Consider the following 14,822-nt stretch of genomic DNA (forward strand, 5'->3'; position numbering starts at 1 on the left):
TTTTCCGTACCCTTCCGAGGATTCTCCAGTATGCGAAAGTGCCGGTCGTTGCTGCCGCTCCTACTTCCTCTTCCGGAACCCTCCGAAAAATATTCTTCAGACATGAAGATTCTCTTGAGCGGGACCGCCTCGGACTCCCATACGTGGAATCTCGTGTACCTCCGGCTCTTCCTGGAGGAGCTCGGGTACGAGGTCGTCGGGCTCGGCCCCTGCGTGGACGCCGAACTCCTCGTGGACGCCTGCCGGCGGCACGCGCCCGACGCGGTGGTGCTCAGCAGCGTCAACGGCCATGGCTACCGCGACGGCCTCGCCGCCGTCCGCGGGCTGCGCGCCGAACCCGCCCTGGCCGCCCTGCCGGTCGTCCTCGGCGGCAAGCTCGGCGTCGCCGGCCACCGCCAGGACGACGACGTCGCCCGGCTCCTGGAAGTCGGCTGCGACGCCGTCCTCGGCGACGACCTCGCCGCCCTGCGCGCCTTCCTCGCCGCCAGAGCCCGCACGGAGGTCCCGGCGTGACCCCGCACCCCGCCGGCCAGGTCCCCTCCTTCGGGGCCTTCGTCACGGCCTCGGCCGCCGCGGGCCGGCTCGTCGTCCAGCCCCGCATGGGCTTCGGCGACCCCGGCGAGATGCGCGCGGGCCTCGCCCGCACCAAGGCCGCCACCGCGCACACCGCGGGCACCCTGACCGTCGACAGCTACACCCGCGTCGGCGACCTCGCCGGGGCCCGCGCGGCCGTCGCCGAGGGCACCCGCCTCAACGGCTACCCGATCGCCACGCACTCCCGGGCCACCACCCGGGCCGTCCTGGACGAGCTCTACGACCCCGGCTTCCCCGTCCAGGTCCGCCACGGCTCCGCCCGCCCCGAGGCCATCATCCGCGCGCTCCTCACCGCCGGCCTCGACGCCACCGAGGGCGGCCCGGTCTCCTACTGCCTGCCCTACGGCCGCACCCCGCTGCGCGACTCCGTCGCCGCCTGGGTCCGCGCCTGCGGCCTGCTCGCCGAAGGCGCCCGGCCCGGCACCACCCCGCACCTGGAGAGCTTCGGCGGCTGCCTCCTCGGCCAGCTCTGCCCGCCGAGCCTGCTCGTCGCCACCAGCCTCCTGGAATGCCTCTTCTTCGTCCGGTACGGGCTCCGCAGCGTCTCCCTCAGCTACGCCCAGCAGACCCATCCCGGCCAGGACGAGGAGGCCCTGCGCGCCCTCGGCCGGCTCGCCACCGAGTTCCTCCCCGCCGACGTCGAACGCCACGTCGTCCTCTACACGTACATGGGCGTCTACCCGCACACCGAGCGCGGCGCCCTGCGCCTCCTGGAGGACTCCGCCCGCCTCGCGGTCCGCGCCGGCGCCGGCCGTCTCATCGTCAAGACCGAGGCCGAGGCCCACCGCATCCCGACCGTCGACGAGAACGTACGCGCGCTGGAGACCGCCGCCGCGGCAGCCGCCCTCGAAGAGGTCCCCGGTCCCGCCGACGGCGCCGACAGCGAGGTCTACCTGGAGGCCCGCGCCCTCGTGGAGGCCGTCCTCGACCTCCACCCCGACCTCTCCCGGGCCCTGCCCGACGCCTTCGCCCGGGGCCTCCTCGACGTCCCCTTCTGCCTCCACCCCGACAACCCCGGCCGCTCCCTCGGCTTCATCGACCCGACCGGGCGCCTCCGCTGGGCCCGCACCGGGTCCATGCCGCTGAGCCCCGACGCGGCCGCCGACGCCGCCCCGCTCACCGCCGACGGCCTGCTCGCCGCCCTGTGGCACGTGGCCGGCCGCTACGACGGCCGGCGGGACCCCGCCGACGACCCTCCCGAAGACCCGGCCGCAGGCGACGGCCGCACCCACCCGTCCGCGGCCCCGCTCCCCGTCTGACGCACCACCGGACGGACCCGGCCGCACCGCACACAGGCCCTCACGGCCACCCGCACACGCCGGGCCGCCAAAGCCACGAAGCACACGCCCGAGGCCGGCCGCCACGAAGCAACGCCCCAGGCCACCACGGCCTCGACGTACACGCCCCGAGGCCACCCCGGCCGCCGTACCGCCACCCGCCCGCACGAAACAGGAGCCCGACATGGACCTGACCGCCGCCACCGCAGACGAGACCGCGCCGGGCACCCCGCCGCCGCTCGGCGAGCACCTGCGCTCGCCCCGCCTGCGCACCGCCATGCTCGTCCAGCAGGAAGCCCTCCAGGCAGCCCGCGACTACCTGCGCGGCCAGGGCTTCACCGAGCTCCTCCCGCCGCTCGTCGGACCCGTCACCGACCCGGGCGGCCGCGGCGCCAAGGCCCTCGACGTCGACTACTACGGGCACCCGTACAAGCTCATGACCAGCGCCATCCTCTACAAGCAGGCGTCCCTCCGCGGCTTCCCCCGGCTCTTCTACATCGCCCCCAACGTCCGCGTGGAGCCCGAGGAGACCGCCACCACCGGCCGCCACCTCGTCGAGTTCCACCAGATCGACGTCGAGATCGCCGACGCGAGCCGCGAGGACGCCCAGGAGATCGCGGCCGGCCTCCTCACCCACGTCACCGAGCACGTCTGGACCGCCGTCCCCGAACTGCTCACCGGACTCGGCCGCGAGGAGGCCGCCTTCGCCGACGTCCGCGCCGGCAAGTACGACGTCCGCACCCACGAGGAGGCCGTCGCCCGGCTCCTCTCCCTCGGGCACCCGCAGAACCCCGACGGCGAGATCGACTGGACCGGAGAGCGCATCCTGTCCCTGGAGAGCGACCGGCCGTTCTTCGTCGACGACTACCCCAAGGGATCCCGCGGCTTCTACGACCGCGAGGACCCCGAACGCCCGGGCGTCCTGCGCAACTTCGACCTCATCGCCCCCCACGGCTACGGCGAGCTGGTCTCCGGCAGCGAGCGCGAGGCCGACTACGCCACCCTCGTCACCCGGATGCGGGAGAGCGGCGAGAACCCCGCCAAGTACGCCTGGTACCTCAAGGAGGCCCGCGAGGGCATCCCGTCCAGCGCCGGCTTCGGCATGGGCCTCCAGAGGCTCGTCCGCTTCCTCACCGGCCTGGACGCCCTCTGGCAGGTCAGCGCCTACCCGAAGCTCCCCGGGGTGGTGGCCCCGTGACCACGACCCCGATCCAGCCCGCCTCCCCGGCGCCGGCCGCCGCTTCCGCCCCGCCCGCCGTCCCGACACCGCCCAACGCCCCGACGCCGCCCACCGCTCCGGTGGTCGCCACCCCCGCCCTCACCGCCCCCGGCTTCCCCGAGGATCCGGTACGCGCCCGGGCCCGGCTCGGCACCGCCGCCGTCTTCCCCGACCCCGCCGCGTACGGCAGCCGCCTCTTCGGCCCGACGGCCGCGGCCGCCGGCGGGGACGCGCTCGACCGGATGCGGATCGTGCCGCCGGTCTTCATGCCCGAACGGCTGGAGAAACTCATCGACCTGGCGCGGGAGCCGGAGTTCGACGACGTCGACCTCACCACCCGCGTCGGCGGCTTCACCGCCCGCCTGCCGCTCTACCTCTCCGCCTTCGGATCCACCCGGGCCGGCAGCGGCGACCTCGCCGTCCACGCGAGCCGCCAGGCCGCACGGCTCGGCATCCCCATGGTCATCGGGGAGAACATGGTCCCGGTGCACGGCTACCGACGCACCGGCGCGGGCGGCGGCGACGCCACCCGCTCCGCCCTCCTCGCCCGCGTCGAGACGTACCTGGAGGCCGCCCCCGACGGCGTGGGCGGGATCGTCGTCCAGCAGTCCACCGAGGACGCCGACTCCGAGGTGTGGAACCTCCTCTACAGCGACCCCGCCTTCCGCCCCCTCCTGGAGACGGGCCGCCTCGCCTTCGAGCTGAAGACCGGACAAGGCGCCAAGCCGGGCCTCGGCGGCATGACCGTCGTCGGCCGCGCCGAGGCCGAGCAGCTCGCCCGCCGCTTCACCGTCCGCGAGGTCTTCGGACCGGACGCCCCGCGCAGCCTGCGCTGCGCCACCCCCGGCACGTTCACCGAGGAGATCCTCCGCCAGCAGCTCCGCTTCATGCGCAACAACTTCCCCAAGGCCCGCACCTGGGTGAAGTTCCACCCCGGCCGCGACATCGGCCACGCGGCCCGCACCGCCTGGGCGGCCGGCGCCGACGCCGTCACCGTCGACGGCGCCGAGGGCGGCACCGGCTGGGCGCCGGGCGTCTTCCTCGACCACGTCGGCCTGCCGCTCGCCGAGGCCCTGCGCCGCGTCGGCACCCCGACGGGCTGCCTGCTCGCCACCGGCGGCGTCTGGGAGGGCGGCCGCGCCGTCCGCGCCCTCGCGCTCGGCGCCGGCGCCGTCGGCCTCGGCCGCGCCGCCCTCGTCGCCGTCGACGAGGACCCCGAGCACGGCCTGGAGCGCCTGGTCGACGCGCTCGCCCTCGAACTCCGCCTCCTCGTCAGCGCCCTCGGCAAGTACACCCCCGCCGCCCTCACCCCCGACGACCTCTGGTCCCCGCCCCCGTACCCGTACGCCGACCCGTACGCCGACCCGTACGCCGACCCGTACGCCGGCCACGCGCCGCACCCGCCCCACGCCGACGCCCACGCCCCGGCCCAGGCACCGGCCTCCGCCTCCGCCCCCGGCCCCGCCCCGGCCGACGGACCGGGCTGTCCCGAGTGAACCGCCGCCGCCCGCGCGCCGCCGCCGTCCGCGCCCGCTTCTCCGTCCGGGAGGTCCCCGGCATCACCGTCACCGCCGCCGGGAGCCGCACACCCCTCCCGTACGGACTCGACGGCACCGCCCGGCGCACCGCGCAGCAGGCGCTCACCGAGGCCGGCCGCGCCTACCTGGGCGGCCACGTCGAACTCCGCGCACCCCGGCACACCCCGGCCCGCGCCCTGCGCCGCGCCGCCACCCGGGCGGTCGCGGCGGCCGTCGCCACGACCCTGCGCGCCGCCCCGGCCGGACAGCCGGCACCCGACGCACCCGCCCCCGCCCCCGCCCCGTCCGCCGGAGCCCGCCGCTCCCCGGCCCGCTCCCGATCCCACCCGCCCACCGACCGCCCCCGCACAGGAAGCCGACCCCATGGCCGCGCCCACCACTGACCCGACCGCACCCGGCATCGACTGGCGCCGCCTCGGCAGCCTCGTCACCGGCCAAGCCGCCGTCCAGGCCGGCAGCTTCGCCCTCCTCATCGCCATGAGCTGGACCGCCGTGCAGCTCGGCGGCCGCGGCGCCGTCACCGCCGTCACGCTCGCCGCCACCCTCCCGCGCGCCCTCCTGCTCCTCTTCGGCGGCGCACTCACCGACGTCCTGGGCCCCCGGGCGCTGCTGCTGCGCGCCACCAGCGTCCGGGTCCTCGTCCTCGCGGCCGGCGCGGTCGTCACGGCCACCACCCACACCCTGTGGCCGCTCGTCGTCATCGCCCTCGCCGACGGCATCCTCCTCGGCCTCACCGGCCCGGCCGCCGGCGTCCTCCTGCCGTACCTGGCGCCCAAGGAGCACCTCGGCCGCGCCAACTCCCTCTTCTCGATGGTGCTGCGGCTCGCGCCGATCGCCGGCGCGCCGCTCGGCGCCTGGCTGGTGGTGGTCGGCGGCCTGCCGGTCGCCATGGGCGCCGCCGCCGCCGGCTGCGTCCTCTGGCTGGCCTGCGCCGCCCACGTCACCCGGGGCATGCCCCGCCCCGAACCCACCGCCCAGGGCCCCTCCCTGCTCCGCCGCTCCGGCGACGGCTTCCGCCTCCTCGCCGCCCACCCGCGCCTGCGGTGGATGTTCGTGGCCTGCTTCGCGATGGACCTGGCGTTCCTGTGGCCGGCCGAGGTGGCCCTGCCGCTGCGCGCCGCCGACCACGGCTGGGGCGTCGGCGCGGTCGCCGTCGTCCTCGCCGCCTTCAGCGCGGGGGCCCTCGCCTCCGCCGCCCTGGGCGCCGCCCTCGCGCACCGCGTCCCCGTGCCCGTGAAGCTCGTGGTGACGGGCGTCGGCCTGGCCGCCGGCATGGGCGCCATGGCGCTCGTCCCCTCGCCGGGCGTCCTCGCCGGGACCGCCGCCGCCGTCGGCCTGCTCTCCGGACTCAACGGCCCGGCCCTGGTGACGGCCTATCAGCACGCGGTCCCCGAGGGGAAGATGGGCGCGGCGATGTCGACCTTCGCGCTCTCCGGGATCGGTGCCGCGCCCCTGTCCCTGGCCCTGTTCACCCCGGTCTCCCTGCACCTCGGGGTGACCGGCACCTGGCTGCTCTGCGCCGGGCTCGCCCTGGTGTCGCCGATCGCCGCCGCCGTCGCGCTGCGCGCCGCGCCGGAGAAGGCCCAGGGCACGAGCGCCCCCGACCGGATCCGTACCGCCCCGGAGACCACCGTCACGTCCGTGTGAGGCAGACATGATTCCCCTGATCCCCGCACCCCCGCCCGAGCTGTACGAGCCCGGGCCCGTCCTCCTCCACCCGGCCGCGCTCCCGCCGCTGCCCGCGGCCCTGCCCCGGCCCCCGGGGCTCCGCCCGCTGCGGCCCCAGCTCTGGCTGGTCGCCACCGAGGCGCACCGGGACAGCGCGGCCCGGCACGCCTCCCTCGTGCTCGACGCGGCCGAGCTGGCCCGCGCGGAGGAGTTCCGGCGGCCCGGCGACCGCGCCACCTACCTGTGCGCCCACGTCGGCCTGCGCCGGCTGCTCGGCGCCCACCTCGGGGTCGCGCCGCGCAGCGTGACCATGGAGCGGGCGCCGTGCCCCTGCTGCGGTGAGGCGCACGGGCGGCCCGTCCTCCCGGACGGACGGCTGCACTTCTCGCTCTCGCACTGCGAGGGCCTGAGTCTGATCGCGGTCGCCGCGGGACCGGTCGGCGTCGACATCGAACGGGTCCCCGCGCCGCACATGGTGACCGAGGCCGCCGAGGTGCTGCACCCGGCGGAAGCCGCCGAACTTGCGGTGCTGGCCGGCGCGCGCGCCCCGGACGCGTTCGCCCGCGTATGGACGCGGAAGGAGGCGTACCTGAAAGGGCTCGGCGTGGGACTCGGCGCCGACCCCTCGGCGGAGTACGTCGGCGCCGGCCCGGTCCCGACGGCACCGCCCGGCTGGTACCTGGCCGACGTGGCCGTCCCGGACGGCCACCACGCGGCGGTCGCCCTGCTCCGCTGACCCCTGCCCCCTCCGCCCGCCGGCGCCGTGCCGGTCGACGTGACGGGGCCCGTGCCCGCGCCCGTGCATCCGCTCCGCCCCCGGCCGTCCCGGCAGCCCGGTGGAGGCGGGCCGGGCGCGGCCGGGTTCGGTCACGGGGACGCCGTTGGCGCCGCGCCGCCGGGAGGCGGGGGCGAGGTACACGCTCCGGCGGGCCCCGGCGATGCCGCGGGCCGGGCGGCACTCGGTCAGCGAGTACCAGGAGCCGAAGGCAAGGTTCTCGCCGTACGCGGCCTGTCCGCGCGCCGCCTCGGTGTCCTGCTGATGCGAGGTCAGCCGGGCGACCCGTACCGGGGTGTGTAGCCTCCGGATCGCCGTCGGGCAGACCGCGGGGACCGTCTTGTACGTGACGTGCCCGTTGGGCAAACAGCGGGGGCCAGGGGGAGTATTCGGGCCGTCACCCTCCCCGCCTACCGAGTAGGGAGCACCGTCACGTTCCGGGTCGCGCCGAGCGCTTCGGCGAGGGCGCGCTGCCTGAGGTTCGCGCCGAACAACTGGATCGTGGCGGCAGCCAGGACGTCGTCCCTGCCGACGGTCCGGCTGTCCCCCGTGCGCGAGGACCGGGACGGGACGGAAGCGTCGAGCGGCGCCGGTGTGGCCGGTTCGCCCCGTATCACGAGGGCGACCGAGCCGAAACGTGTCACCCCGCCCTCACGGACGACCATCGCCGCGTCCCGGGCGAGGTCCGTGAGGAACACGCTCGCGATTCCGTTCAGGTCGCGGACCAGCGCAGGGACGGCCGCCACCCCCTGGCCCCTCAGCAGCCTCCTGACCCCGGCCTCGAACCGATGGGCGCCGGCCACGGCACTCAGCCTGCGCGCCCCGCCGCGCCCGCGAGCGGGCACGACGACGCCCTCGGCGTCGTACGCGACACCGGTCAGCTCCTTGAACGTCGGGCTGTGCTCGTACCACGCGGTCCCCACCTCGACCTCGACGTTCCGGTCGATCGCCGCGACGAGGTCCGCCGGAACGAGCTTCCTCCGCGCTTCCTCGGCCGCAGCCCTCCTCGCGCCCTCGATGATCTCCGCCAGCACCGACTGGGTCACCGACCCGGCGGCCCACGCGGCCGACCGAGAGACGTGCATCGGTGTCACGTCCCTGAACACCGCCTTGACGAGCGACGGCTTGAACGACGGGACAGCTGCTACAAGGGCCGACGCCGTCTCGGGACTGCGGCGCTCGGAGCGCGCGGGCTGTGCGGTCACGGAAGAAACGCTCCCTGCTGCCGGAGAATCCAGAGGTCCGCCGTCCACCCCGCAGACCGCTCACGCCTCCTATCCTCACGCAGCGGCCGACGGAGAGGCCGAGCGGGTGCGGCAGCGCACGCGGGGCCGAACGGACGGGGTCGACAAGGTGGGGCGGTCAGGGCACACGCAATCATCACCACCCCTCGCGCGTGGCGCAGGGTGGGCGGCGCCGCAGGGTGTGTGATGAGGAGGTGGACAGTCCTGCCGGATACCGGTCCCTCACGAAGGTGCTCCACTGGAGCGTCGTGATCGCGTTCACCGCCCAGTTCGTACTCGGTTACGCCCTCGACGCCTCGGAGTCCGGGCGCGGCCGTGGACGGGGGCGCGGCGGCGGTCCCGGGCGGGGCCGTGGCCGAGGCGGAGGCTACGAGCCCTTCGGCGACGACGGCGTGCTGACGGCCCACGTACTCGTCGGAGCGGTCATCGTCGCCCTGGGACTGGCGCGGTTGGCGTGGCGGCGCAGGGCCGGACTGCCGCCCTGGGCACCGACACTGAGCCCGTTCGAGCGCCGCTTCGCCCACCGCACGGAGGGAGCGCTGCTCCCCCTCACCTTCGCCGTCCCCGCCACGGGCGTGGTGCTCCTCGCCTCGGGCGAGGACGACCTCCTGTGGCTGCACGTGCTGGCTCAGGTTCTGTTCCTCATCGCGCTCGCGGCCCATGTCGGACTGATCCTCAAACACCAGCTCCTGGACCGTGACCAGCTCCTGAGGCGAATGCTCTGACACACACGGCCACGAGACCGGACGGCTCCGGTTCCGGTTCCGCATGGCGCCACGCTCTCCGTGCCGAGCCCGAGTGCCGGAGTCCGACGCCGGATCGCCTCACCGACGGGCTCGGGTCGACGCCCGCGCCCCACCCCGGCCAACGCTGCGCGGCCACGGCCCTCGTACCCCTCGTACCCCTCGCGTACGACACCGTGATCCTCACCTGTGCCCCCCACGCCGTCGCCGAGCGGTCGAGGAACGCGGTCCCCGATCGCTAGCATCGGGCGATGCCGACGATCGACTCCCTCATACCGGAGAGCGGTGTGCGTGACACCGCCGCCCTGCTCGCCGTCGCACCCGACGCCCTCGCCGACTATGTGGTGGACGTCCGGAACGCGTGGTGGCGCCGCCGGATCTGCGTGCAGGCGCTCGCGGGCCGGGTGCCCGAGGCCCGGATTCCCGCCTTGCTGGACCGCGTCAGGGACAGCGAGGACACCGGTGAGGTCCGCATCGCGCTGCTCGACCTCCTCTGTGACCGCGCCGAGCTCCTGCCGTGGCTGCGGGAGGAGGAGCGGAGCCGCGAGTCCGGGTACCGCATGCCCGGGACGCTGCTGAGGACTCGGGGCCTGCTCGGCGACCGCACGGCCGCGCGAGCGCTGGCCACGCTGGCCTTCTCGCTCTGGCGGCACGAGCAGCAGCTCGGCGAGGACGGGCTCATGGCACTGGTCGAGCGGTACGGCCCCGAGGCGGTCCTGGCCGAACTCGACGAGGACCGCCCGGAGGACCGTGCCTTCGCGGTCTGGATGCGGTACCGGGAAGGCGGTGACGTCACCCCGTATCTCGCCGACCCCGACCGGGGCGTGGCCCATACCGCCCACGAGCTCGCGACAGATCAGGACGGGCTCCGCGCCTGTCTCGCCGAGGACCCGGCCACCGAAGCGGCGGTCTGGGCCGTGCTGGCCCTGCACCGGATCACCGAGGACGCCGAGGAGACCCGCCTGCTCGACGCGCGCCTCGGGCACCCCCGGGTCGAGGTCCCGGGACTGGACGAGGAACTGCGCCGGGCGATCGTCCATGAGTACGTGGCCGGCTGCGCGCGAGCGAGCGACCCCCGCTGGCGACTGGAGGCCCTGTGCACCGAGCCGCCCGTTCGCCCCGACACGGCTGACCAGACGGCCCGGGCAGCCGCCGCCGTCGCCGCGGCCGGCCTCGCGCCGAAGCCGCCCGTCTCGTGCTGGGAGCACGAGAAGCAGGGCGACGGCACGTACTACGTCATCGAGTGCGACGGCCAGGAGGTACTCGTGAGCACCCTCGGCCGCTTCGTCATGAGCCACGCCCACGCCCACGCCGCACGCCCCCACCTGGAGGACGCCGGATTCCGCTGGATCGACCAGGAGACCGCTGACACGGAGGTCACCGACCTGGACGTCTACTACTTCGGCACGCGCAGGCCCCGTGACGTCGACACGCTCCTCTTCTACTGGCAGGACTGACACCGTCCGCCCACGCCCCGCCATCCGACCTCTCGCGGCCGGCCGGTGGCCGTGGAGGATCCGCACGTCCTGCCGCGGAGAGCGGGCCCGTGCGTACACCGGGATGCCCCGAGTCGCTCATCGCGCCCATGTCAGCTCGGTGTACGTACGTCCCGCCCGGATTCCCTCGATCGCGGCGCGCGCGTACGGCACGATCGGCTCCGGCAGGTCCTTGGCGTTCCACCAACGCCAGGCGACACACTTGTCCGGTTCCCGCAGCTCGGGGGTGCCCTACCACCTGCGGGCGCGGAAGAAGAGCTGGACGCGGGGCGGGGACGGCGCGGGTCGCTCCCGCATGTGCACGGTGTGGACGAGCTCGACGTCGGCCGGATCGATCACCAGCCCCGCCTCCTCGTACGCCTCCCGTACCAGGCACTCGGTGGCGGTCTCCGCCTCGCAGTGACCGGCGAGCGCGTGCCACGACCCACCCGCGTACGGCGCATTCGGGTGCCGCAGCCCCAGCAGGATCCGGCCCTCGTGCTCCAGGTAGAGGTGGACGCCGACGACGTGGAGCAGCCTCCCGGACGGGTTCTCCGCTGGTTCCCTCCCTCCGGCCGTCCGTGCGGGGTGCTCGGCAGCGTGCCGCTCGAGGAGGGCTCTGGTCGACTCCAGCATGGTCATGTACGGGAACTTGTCGGGCGAAACCCATGCGAGCATCACCCCCTCGGTGAGCTGCAACCGGGTCGGGTCGCCGTTCCAGAGGCCCGTGAAGATCTGAATCGGTACCCGGGTGCCGAGACTTCCCGTTACGTTCTCGACGGCGTACGGCTCCAGACCTGCGACAGCGAGTCCGGCTTCCTCCGACAGTTCGCGGACGATCGTCTCGTGGAGGGTCCGGTCCTGACGTTCCCGACCGCCGCCCAGAAGCGACCAGCACCCCGGCTCCCAGATCCACGGCTTGTTGGCGTCCCTGAGATGCAGCAGGTACCGGCCGTGACCGTCATGGATGACAGCGGAGGCGTTCACGGGTACGAGCTCGACCTGCAGGCCGGAGGCGTTGAGCTTGTCCCGCAATGTCGAGGAGGTCACCTCCTCGAAGGGCAGCCACACCACGCTCGCCACCTCCTCGGCCCGCGGGGCGACGTCGGGTGCGTCGTCGGCGAGGCGAAAGAGGAAGCGGAAGTCATAGTGGACATGGGCCCGTTCTTCCGTCGCCGGGTCGGGGTCGGGGTCGGGGTCGGGGCCGAGGCCGATGTCGTGAGTGTCGATGTCGATGGGCACGTCCTGGTACTCGGGAGTCAGAACGAGGAACGACCGAGCAATCCCCACCTCGGCTTCGATCATCCGCAGGGCGGTGTCCAGCAGCGTGACATCAGCGGCCTCGACGTGCCCGCCCGGGCAGCGCGACAGCCCACCGGACGCCCCGTGCCAGACGTGGAGGACCCGCCGGTGCCGGTCGATCACCACCGCACTGCAGGTGACGTGCCCGGGGGCGGCGGATCGTTCGGCCGGAGGGCCGGCGCCCTCCCAGTCGGTCAGCAGCCCGGCCAGTGCATCGCGCTCGGCGGGATTCCGGTCCAGGTAGGCGGCGATCAGGGTGCGCAGGTCGGGGAGAGGGGGCGCCACGTCAGACCTCACAGAAGGAGAAGGGACGGCGGGGAGGAGCGAGCGGACGACGCGGACATGTGCCGGTCGAGCGGGGCGATGGCCTCGTCCAGTGCCGTTGAATCGCAGGCCGTGGCTGACTCGGCGGACCGATGCCAGGGCTGCCGACGTGTCGCTGCATGGCCGGAACGCCGGGTGCGCCGGCGGGCGGGCCGAAGGGCGAGCGCCAGAAGCCGGCGCTCGCCCGTGTCCTCCTGCTACGGGGAGCCTTGATCGTCGACACCTGCCCATCTCCGCAACACGCGGCGTCGAAGAACGGACACCACCCAGGGAGGACCATCCCCCTCCTCAAGACTCCTTCAACGAGACGGCAAGAAAGGGGATATGGCCATGGTTTTGCCACGATCAGGTGCTTCGATTCAGCAGCCGCACGCGCGGATGACCGGAGGCGAGGCGTCGCCCGGAGACGTGGGGCGCGATGAAGAACCCGTTCCCGCGCCGGCGTCGGCGTCGGCGTCGGGCGGGAGCGTGGCGTCGGTCAGCGGATGGCGTGCAGGTGGGCGAAGACGACGAGGTTCTCGGTGTAGTCCTTCGCCGCGCGGTCGTAGGGGCCCGCGCAGGTGATGAGGCGGACGAGCGCGGCGGGGGTGTCGGCGTAGACGCGCTCGTCGGGGAAGTCGTTCTTGCGGAAGCTTTCGACGGACTCGACGAGGAAGACGGCGGTGGTGCCGTCGGCGCGCGCGACCTCGAAGGTGTCTCCCGGGTCGAGTTCGCCGAGGCGGGCGAAGACGGCGGGGGCGGTGGCGGTGTCGAGGTGGCCCGCGACGAGGGCGGTCCCGCGCTCGCCGGGTGAGATGCCGGCGGCGTGCCATCCGACCAGATTGGTGTCGTCGGCCGGCGGCGGGTCCAGGGCGCCGGAGGAACCGATCTTCAGCTCGGTGAACGGGGCGCTCACGCCGATGTCCGGGATGGTCAGACGTACCGGCGCGGACCTCGGCATGGCGGGGCCGCGCGCGGCCGACGGGGGACTCGGCGAAGCCGCGTGTCCGGTGCCGGCACCGGAGCCTGGTTTGGGTGCGGCGGCGAGAGGGGGCTCGGACGGAGCGGAAGTCGCGGTCCGGTCCGGCGGATTCGCGTCCGGTCCGGACATCCGTGGACCGACGAAGGCCATGAGCGCGACCAGCACCAGCGTCCAGAACACTGTGGGCACGACCCACCTCTTGGCACGCGGGCGTGTCTGGGCACGGGTGGGGTTCGGCCGGGTCGTCACCGGGAGGGCACCTTTCGCCTGCGCGAGTCGGATCAGAGGTGGAGAGGGACGGATCGGGGGCGGATCGGAGACGTATCGGTGGGACGGAGCGGGGCCGGGACGCGTGATCCCCCTCGGACGGCGGCTCACGCCTCCCGGCCGGTGCCCCTTACGCGGCCGTGCCCGCGGCCTTCTTGCGGCGGTGCAGGACGAGCGCGGCCGCTCCGGCGGCCAGCACCACGGCGCCGGTCACGTTCGTGCCCGTGTCCGCGAGACCGCCTCCGCCGGTGTGCATGCCGCCCTTGGGCTTGTCGTGCTCCTTGCCCCAGTTCTTCTCGCCGTCCTTCTCCGCGGGCTTGGCAGCGGACTCGGGCTTGGACCAGTCCTCCGCGTCGACCGCGGTGAGCGCACCGCCGCCCGCGTGCACGCCGCCGCTCGGCTTGCCGTGCCCCTTCTCCGGCTTCTCGCCCTTGCCGTGCTCCTTCGACCAGTCGTCACCGCTGACCGCCGTGAGGGCACCGCCGCCCGCGTGTACTCCGCCGTGCGGCTTGGCGTGCTCCTTCTGGCCCTTCTCGTGCTCCTTCTCGCCCTTCGACCAGTCGTCGCCGCGGTCGACGGACAGGGCTCCGGAGCCGGTGTGCATACCGCCGTGCGGCTTGTCGTGGTCGCGCTTCTGGCTGTGGGCGGAGTCGTCCTTGCCCCAGTCGCCGGCGGTGAGCGCGTACGCGCCCGGCGTGGTGAGGGCAAGGGTGGCGACGGTGGCGGTGGTGGCGAAGAGCATGCGGGCAGAGCGCATTGGGGAATCCTCACTGTGCGCCGCGCGAGCCGACCGGCTGTCAGCTCTTCGTACGCGGCGACATGGCCCACCGTCAGGCGCTGTCCACACCCCTGCCACTCCGACTAGTACATCCGGGAACACGGGACCGCTCTGTAGAGCCGAAAGAGCGTCAGGAGTCCTTGCCGGGGGAGCGCGCCGGGAGGCCCTGGGTGAACCTCTGGACCCAGACGGTCCGCCAGTGATCAGTGGGCGGCGACGGGCGTGCTCCCGTCCCAAGGCCCCGGTCAGAGCGCGGCCCGGCCGGAAGTCGGCTGCGCAGCAAGTTGATCGGCATCCGCTGGGGCGTGCAGAGCGGGTCACGAGCGCACGTTCGGAGGCGTCGGGTTCCGCGCTGCCTTCCGACGAGAGGTCGCCGCCTCGCAGACGGTCTCAGGTGCCCACCCGGAGGCCGTGATGGGCTCCGGCGCGGATGCCGCGACGCCTCGGCCGGCCTCGCTGTTCGCGCCGGGCCCACGCTGAGCGCCGCGGTGGCCGAGGTCGGGACGCTGCCCGGGGATCTGGTACGCCGGTTTCGCGGCCGGTCTCGCACCGGTGCTCGGCCGAGGGGCACCGGGTGGGCCTGCACGGGGCCGGGGAGGGGCGGTAGAGGATGCGGTCGAGGATCGACTGCCGTCGTGTCGACAAGATCGGGACGAC

At 74.4% G+C, this 14,822-nt stretch carries 13 protein-coding genes; 9 read left to right on the plus strand and 4 right to left on the minus strand.

The features are described from left to right. Positions 1-102 precede the first annotated feature (102 nt). The 7 genes from ACFYT9_RS21405 (at position 103) to ACFYT9_RS21435 (ending at position 7,032) form a co-directional block, all read left to right on the plus strand. Positions 103-513: a cobalamin B12-binding domain-containing protein gene (locus ACFYT9_RS21405; protein WP_389166120.1), complete on the plus strand. Its 411-nt coding sequence runs from the start codon at positions 103-105 to the stop codon at positions 511-513. After that, the gene (locus ACFYT9_RS21410; RefSeq protein WP_389166123.1) at positions 510-1,853 is read left to right on the plus strand and encodes a methylaspartate mutase; all 1,344 of its coding nucleotides are present in this window, start codon (positions 510-512) and stop codon (positions 1,851-1,853) included. Before ACFYT9_RS21405 ends, ACFYT9_RS21410 begins: the two co-directional genes overlap by 4 nt. 202 nt (positions 1,854-2,055) lie before the next feature. Beyond that, positions 2,056-3,069: an asparagine synthetase A gene (locus tag ACFYT9_RS21415; protein WP_387279646.1), complete on the plus strand. Its 1,014-nt coding sequence runs from the start codon at positions 2,056-2,058 to the stop codon at positions 3,067-3,069. A 101-nt stretch (positions 3,070-3,170) separates the two neighbouring features. Next, positions 3,171-4,586 (plus strand): glutamate synthase-related protein, encoded by a 1,416-nt coding sequence (locus ACFYT9_RS21420; protein ID WP_389166327.1) that lies wholly within the window; start codon positions 3,171-3,173, stop codon positions 4,584-4,586. Further along, positions 4,583-5,011 (plus strand): hypothetical protein, encoded by a 429-nt coding sequence (locus ACFYT9_RS21425; protein ID WP_389166127.1) that lies wholly within the window; start codon positions 4,583-4,585, stop codon positions 5,009-5,011. The genes ACFYT9_RS21420 and ACFYT9_RS21425 overlap by 4 nt, the downstream gene beginning before the upstream one ends. After that, the gene (locus ACFYT9_RS21430; RefSeq protein ID WP_389166129.1) at positions 4,992-6,275 is read left to right on the plus strand and encodes an MFS transporter; all 1,284 of its coding nucleotides are present in this window, start codon (positions 4,992-4,994) and stop codon (positions 6,273-6,275) included. Before ACFYT9_RS21425 ends, ACFYT9_RS21430 begins: the two co-directional genes overlap by 20 nt. Before the next feature lie 7 nt (positions 6,276-6,282). Next, a complete protein-coding gene (locus ACFYT9_RS21435; RefSeq protein WP_376601749.1) occupies positions 6,283-7,032 on the plus strand; it encodes a 4'-phosphopantetheinyl transferase family protein in 750 nt (249 codons plus the stop codon). Positions 7,033-7,481: 449 nt separating this feature from the next. Here the strand turns inward: ACFYT9_RS21435 and ACFYT9_RS21440 are convergent, their stop codons facing one another. Further along, positions 7,482-8,276, minus strand: coding sequence for a hypothetical protein (locus tag ACFYT9_RS21440; protein ID WP_389166132.1), 795 nt, complete (start codon positions 8,274-8,276; stop codon positions 7,482-7,484). 233 nt (positions 8,277-8,509) lie between these two features. On the opposite strand from ACFYT9_RS21440, the gene ACFYT9_RS21445 reads away from it, so the two are divergent. Together ACFYT9_RS21445 and ACFYT9_RS21450 are read left to right on the plus strand one after the other, a co-directional pair. Beyond that, positions 8,510-9,040 carry a cytochrome b gene (locus ACFYT9_RS21445; protein ID WP_389166135.1) on the plus strand — a complete coding sequence of 177 codons (531 nt, stop codon included), beginning with the start codon at positions 8,510-8,512 and terminating at the stop codon, positions 9,038-9,040. 269 nt (positions 9,041-9,309) lie between these two features. Beyond that, positions 9,310-10,515 (plus strand): hypothetical protein, encoded by a 1,206-nt coding sequence (locus ACFYT9_RS21450; RefSeq protein ID WP_389166138.1) that lies wholly within the window; start codon positions 9,310-9,312, stop codon positions 10,513-10,515. A 270-nt stretch (positions 10,516-10,785) separates the two neighbouring features. Here ACFYT9_RS21450 and ACFYT9_RS21455 read toward each other — a convergent pair whose 3' ends face one another. From ACFYT9_RS21455 to ACFYT9_RS21465, 3 genes are all read right to left on the minus strand, one after another. Continuing rightward, the gene (locus ACFYT9_RS21455; protein WP_389166141.1) at positions 10,786-12,120 is read right to left on the minus strand and encodes an NUDIX domain-containing protein; all 1,335 of its coding nucleotides are present in this window, start codon (positions 12,118-12,120) and stop codon (positions 10,786-10,788) included. 517 nt (positions 12,121-12,637) lie between these two features. Further along, complete coding sequence (locus tag ACFYT9_RS21460) at positions 12,638-13,309, minus strand: class F sortase (protein WP_389166142.1); 672 nt, start codon at positions 13,307-13,309, stop codon at positions 12,638-12,640. Between the two features lie 208 nt (positions 13,310-13,517). Continuing rightward, positions 13,518-14,144 carry a hypothetical protein gene (locus ACFYT9_RS21465; RefSeq protein ID WP_389166144.1) on the minus strand — a complete coding sequence of 209 codons (627 nt, stop codon included), beginning with the start codon at positions 14,142-14,144 and terminating at the stop codon, positions 13,518-13,520. Between the last annotated feature and the right edge of the window lie 678 nt (positions 14,145-14,822).

The sequence above is a fragment of the Streptomyces sp. NPDC004435 genome (genome assembly GCF_042873895.1).
In the GTDB taxonomy this organism is placed as follows: domain Bacteria; phylum Actinomycetota; class Actinomycetes; order Streptomycetales; family Streptomycetaceae; genus Streptomyces.

What these genes read in the sequence shown, in the direction of transcription:
- ACFYT9_RS21430 (WP_389166129.1), top strand. Translation starts at nt 4,992, where the DNA reads ATGGCCGCGCCCACCACTGACCCGACCGCACCCGGCATCGACTGGCGC.
- ACFYT9_RS21435 (WP_376601749.1), top strand. Translation starts at nt 6,283, where the DNA reads ATGATTCCCCTGATCCCCGCACCCCCGCCCGAGCTGTACGAGCCCGGG.
- ACFYT9_RS21415 (WP_387279646.1), top strand. Translation starts at nt 2,056, where the DNA reads ATGGACCTGACCGCCGCCACCGCAGACGAGACCGCGCCGGGCACCCCG.
- ACFYT9_RS21405 (WP_389166120.1), top strand. Translation starts at nt 103, where the DNA reads ATGAAGATTCTCTTGAGCGGGACCGCCTCGGACTCCCATACGTGGAAT.
- ACFYT9_RS21465 (WP_389166144.1), bottom strand. Translation starts at nt 14,144, where the DNA reads ATGCGCTCTGCCCGCATGCTCTTCGCCACCACCGCCACCGTCGCCACC.
- ACFYT9_RS21450 (WP_389166138.1), top strand. Translation starts at nt 9,310, where the DNA reads ATGCCGACGATCGACTCCCTCATACCGGAGAGCGGTGTGCGTGACACC.